Origin of the sequence: Winogradskya consettensis (assembly GCF_018332715.1) — a bacterium.
Taxonomy (GTDB): Bacteria; Actinomycetota; Actinomycetes; order Mycobacteriales; family Micromonosporaceae; genus Actinoplanes; species Actinoplanes consettensis.
Genome location: NZ_BOQP01000014.1, coordinates 1 through 5179, shown reverse-complemented (window position 1 = coordinate 5179; position 5179 = coordinate 1). Strand labels below are relative to the sequence as shown.

The window sequence follows — 5179 nt, the reverse complement described above, 5'->3', positions numbered from 1 at the left end:
TCAAGTTTAGGGTGGTTAAGCCCTCGGCCTATTAGTACCGGTCGACTGAACCAGTTACCTGGCTTACATCTCCGGCCTATCAACCCAGTAGTCTAGCTGGGGGCCTTACCCACTCAAGGTGGTGGGATACCTCATCTCGAAGCAGGCTTCCCGCTTAGATGCTTTCAGCGGTTATCCCTTCCGAACGTAGCCAACCAGCCATGCCCCTGGCGGGACAACTGGCACACCAGAGGTTCGTCCGTCCCGGTCCTCTCGTACTAGGGACAGCCCTTCTCAAGTATCCAACGCGCACGGCGGATAGGGACCGAACTGTCTCACGACGTTCTAAACCCAGCTCGCGTACCGCTTTAATGGGCGAACAGCCCAACCCTTGGGACCTGCTACAGCCCCAGGATGCGACGAGCCGACATCGAGGTGCCAAACCATCCCGTCGATATGGACTCTTGGGGAAGATCAGCCTGTTATCCCCGGGGTACCTTTTATCCGTTGAGCGACACCGCTTCCACACGCAAGTGCCGGATCACTAGTCCCGACTTTCGTCCCTGCTCGACCTGTCAGTCTCACAGTCAAGCTCCCTTATGTACTTACACTCAACACCTGATTGCCAACCAGGCTGAGGGAACCTTTGGGCGCCTCCGTTACCCTTTAGGAGGCAACCGCCCCAGTTAAACTACCCACCAGACACTGTCCCTGGACCCGATCAGGGCCCGAAGTTAGATACCCAAATCCAACAGAGTGGTATTTCAAGATTGCCTCCACCCGAACTGGCGTCCGAGTTTCACCGGCTCCCACCTATCCTACACAATTACATTCGGATACCAATGTCAAGCTATAGTAAAGGTCCCGGGGTCTTTCCGTCCTGCCGCGCGTAACGAGCATCTTTACTCGTACTGCAATTTCGCCGGGCCTGTGGTTGAGACAGTGGGGAAGTCGTTACGCCATTCGTGCAGGTCGGAACTTACCCGACAAGGAATTTCGCTACCTTAGGATGGTTATAGTTACCACCGCCGTTTACTGGCGCTTAAGTTCTCCGCCTCGCCCTTACGGGCTAACAGGTCCCCTTAACGTTCCAGCACCGGGCAGGCGTCAGTCCATATACATCGTCTTACGACTTCGCATGGACCTGTGTTTTTAGTAAACAGTCGCTTCCCCCTGCTCTCTGCGGCCATACCACGCTCCACCCGCAAGGGGCTTCACGCGTCCGGCCCCCCTTCTCCCTAAGTTACGGGGGCAATTTGCCGAGTTCCTTAACCACAGTTCGCCCGTCGCCTCGGTATTCTCTACCTGACCACCTGTGTCGGTTTGGGGTACGGGCCGCTCGGAACATCGCTAGAGGCTTTTCTCGGCAGCATAGGATCAATGACTTCACCTGAAACGGCTCGGCATCACGTCTCACCCTTCAATGCATCACGGATTTGCCTATGATGCGGGCTACACGCTTACCCCGGCACAACCACCGGCCGGGATCATCTACCTTCCTGCGTCACCCCATCGCTAAACTACTATTAATCAGGGTCCCAGACTCCCAACCCTTGGCCCGAAAGCCGCCGGCTGTTTGCGTGGTTAGCATGAAAAAGTTCGTCTTGGGCGCTCCTACGCGGGTACGGGAATATCAACCCGTTATCCATCGACTACGCCTCTCGGCCTCGCCTTAGGCCCCGACTCACCCAGGGCGGATTAGCCTGGCCCTGGAACCCTTGGTCATCCGGCGGAAGGGTTTCTCACCCTTCATTCGCTACTCATGCCTGCATTCTCACTCGTATGGCGTCCACGCCTGGGTCACCCCGGCGCTTCACCCGCCATACGACGCTCCCCTACCCATCCACACACCTGCACACCGATCAAGTCGATGCGAAGTATAAATGTGAATGCCACAGCTTCGGCGGTGTGCTTGAGCCCCGCTACATTGTCGGCGCGGAACCACTTGACCAGTGAGCTATTACGCACTCTTTAAAGGATGGCTGCTTCTAAGCCAACCTCCTGGTTGTCTAAGCGACCCCACATCCTTTTCCACTTAGCACACGCTTAGGGGCCTTAGCTGGTGATCTGGGCTGTTTCCCTCTCGACTACGAAGCTTATCCCCCGCAGTCTCACTGCCGCGCTCTCACTTACCGGCATTCGGAGTTTGGCTGATTTCGGTAAGCTTGTGGGCCCCCTAGACCATCCAGTGCTCTACCTCCGGCAAGAAACACGCGACGCTGCACCTAAATGCATTTCGGGGAGAACCAGCTATCACGGAGTTTGATTGGCCTTTCACCCCTAACCACAGGTCATCCCCCAACTTTTCAACGTTGGTGGGTTCGGTCCTCCACGCAGTCTTACCCACGCTTCAACCTGCCCATGGCTAGATCACTCCGCTTCGGGTCTAGAACATGCGACTAAAGAGCGCCCTCTTCAGACTCGCTTTCGCTACGGCTACCCCACACGGGTTAACCTCGCCACATGCCACTAACTCGCAGGCTCATTCTTCAAAAGGCACGCCATCACCCCTAAAGGCTCTGACGGATTGTAGGCGAACGGTTTCAGGTACTATTTCACTCCCCTCCCGGGGTACTTTTCACCATTCCCTCACGGTACTCGTCCGCTATCGGTCACCAGGAAGTATTCAGCCTTACCAGGTGGTCCTGGCAGATTCACAGCAGATTTCAGGAGTCCGCTGCTACTCGGGAACACCACAAAGAGGCTACAGATTTTCGTCTACCGGGCTCTCACCGTCTACGGCTGGCTTTCCCACGCCATTCGACTAACATGCAACTTTGTAACTCTTCACTACAGTGTCAGCTGTAACAAGTGGGTCCCACAACCCCGGATACGCAACCCCTGACAGGTATCACACGTATCTGGTTTAGGCTACATCCGCTTTCGCTCGCCACTACTCACGGAATCACTAAATTGTTTTCTCTTCCTACGGGTACTGAGATGTTTCACTTCCCCGCGTTCCCCCCTACACCCTATGAATTCAGATGCAGGTAACACGACATGACTCGTGCTAGGTTTCCCCATTCGGACACCCTGGGATCACAGCTAGGTTGACAGCTCCCCCAGGCCTATCGCGGCCTCCCACGTCCTTCATCGGCTCCTGGTGCCAAGGCATCCACCGTTCGCCCTTGACAACTTAACCACAAAAAACAAGATGCTCGCGTCCACTGTGCAATTCTCAACCAACAACCAACCCACAACCCGCTCCGCCCTCCACCAAACCACCAAGCCGGCTCGCTGTTACGCGTCCATGCACTGATGCGGTATGAAGGACCAGGTCATGCCTGGATAGTTCTGAAACAACAACCCGCGGCTCACACCGCTCACGGTTGTTCTTTCAGGACCCAACAGGGTGCTATTCGCCTTATCCCAGCCGCACCACATCACCGTTCCCACCGTTGCCCTCCCCCGAAGGGAAGCGGCTGTACTAGGAGTGTTTGTGGCCGTTGCCGGCAACAGACTGGCCAGTGTCTCCGCCAATGAGCACCCCACCACCACATGCGGACGGTGTGGGCTACTGGACCATTTTCATGGTCGAGTTGCTCCTTAGAAAGGAGGTGATCCAGCCGCACCTTCCGGTACGGCTACCTTGTTACGACTTCGTCCCAATCGCCAGCCCCACCTTCGACGGCTCCCTCCCTTACGGGTTAGGCCACCGGCTTCGGGTGTTGCCGACTTTCGTGACGTGACGGGCGGTGTGTACAAGGCCCGGGAACGTATTCACCGCAGCGTTGCTGATCTGCGATTACTAGCGACTCCGACTTCACGGGGTCGAGTTGCAGACCCCGATCCGAACTGAGACCGGCTTTTTGGGATTCGCTCCACCTTACGGCATCGCAGCCCTTTGTACCGGCCATTGTAGCATGCGTGAAGCCCTGGACATAAGGGGCATGATGACTTGACGTCATCCCCACCTTCCTCCGAGTTGACCCCGGCAGTCTTCGATGAGTCCCCGCCATAACGCGCTGGCAACATCGAACGAGGGTTGCGCTCGTTGCGGGACTTAACCCAACATCTCACGACACGAGCTGACGACAGCCATGCACCACCTGTCACCGGCCCCGAAGGACCCCGTATCTCTACGAGTTTTCCGGCGATGTCAAACCCAGGTAAGGTTCTTCGCGTTGCATCGAATTAATCCGCATGCTCCGCCGCTTGTGCGGGCCCCCGTCAATTCCTTTGAGTTTTAGCCTTGCGGCCGTACTCCCCAGGCGGGGCGCTTAATGCGTTAGCTGCGGCACAGAGAACCGGAGAGGTCCCCCACACCTAGCGCCCAACGTTTACAGCGTGGACTACCAGGGTATCTAATCCTGTTCGCTCCCCACGCTTTCGCTCCTCAGCGTCAGTATCGGCCCAGAGACCTGCCTTCGCCATCGGTGTTCCTCCTGATATCTGCGCATTTCACCGCTACACCAGGAATTCCAGTCTCCCCTACCGAACTCTAGCCTGCCCGTATCGACTGCAGGCCCGCGGTTGAGCCGCGGGTTTTCACAGTCGACGCGACAAGCCGCCTACGAGCTCTTTACGCCCAATAAATCCGGACAACGCTCGCGCCCTACGTCTTACCGCGGCTGCTGGCACGTAGTTGGCCGGCGCTTCTTCTGCAGGTACCGTCACTTTCGCTTCGTCCCTGCTGAAAGAGGTTTACAACCCGAAGGCCGTCATCCCTCACGCGGCGTCGCTGCATCAGGCTTCCGCCCATTGTGCAATATTCCCCACTGCTGCCTCCCGTAGGAGTCTGGGCCGTGTCTCAGTCCCAGTGTGGCCGGTCGCCCTCTCAGGCCGGCTACCCGTCCTCGCCTTGGTAGGCCATTACCCCACCAACAAGCTGATAGGCCGCGAGACCATCCCAAACCGAAAAACTTTCCACCAAACCCCATGCGAGGAAAGGTAATATTCGGTATTAGCCCCCGTTTCCGAGGGTTATCCCAAAGTCTGGGGCAGGTTCCTCACGTGTTACTCACCCGTTCGCCGCTCGAGTACCCCGAAGGGCCTTTCCGCTCGACTTGCATGTGTTAAGCACGCCGCCAGCGTTCGTCCTGAGCCAGGATCAAACTCTCCAATAAAAACCTTTGGAAAATCATCCCGGCAACAATAAACTTGCTGCCAGAAGAACCCCCAACCATAAAGACCGAGGTATTACTAATGGCACTGGCTTATCTAGCACCCTGTTGAGTTCTCAAAGAACAACCACACACCG

The 5179-nt window shown here is 56.7% G+C and carries 2 rRNA genes; both read right to left on the bottom strand.

The annotated features are described in order from the left end of the window. Positions 1–11: 11 nt before the first annotated feature. Positions 12–3121, bottom strand: a 23S ribosomal RNA gene (locus Aco04nite_RS15740). A 408-nt stretch (positions 3122–3529) separates the two neighbouring features. After that, positions 3530–5045, bottom strand: a 16S ribosomal RNA gene (locus Aco04nite_RS15735). Together the 16S and 23S rRNA genes form the textbook arrangement of a ribosomal RNA operon. Positions 5046–5179: the final 134 nt, after the last annotated feature.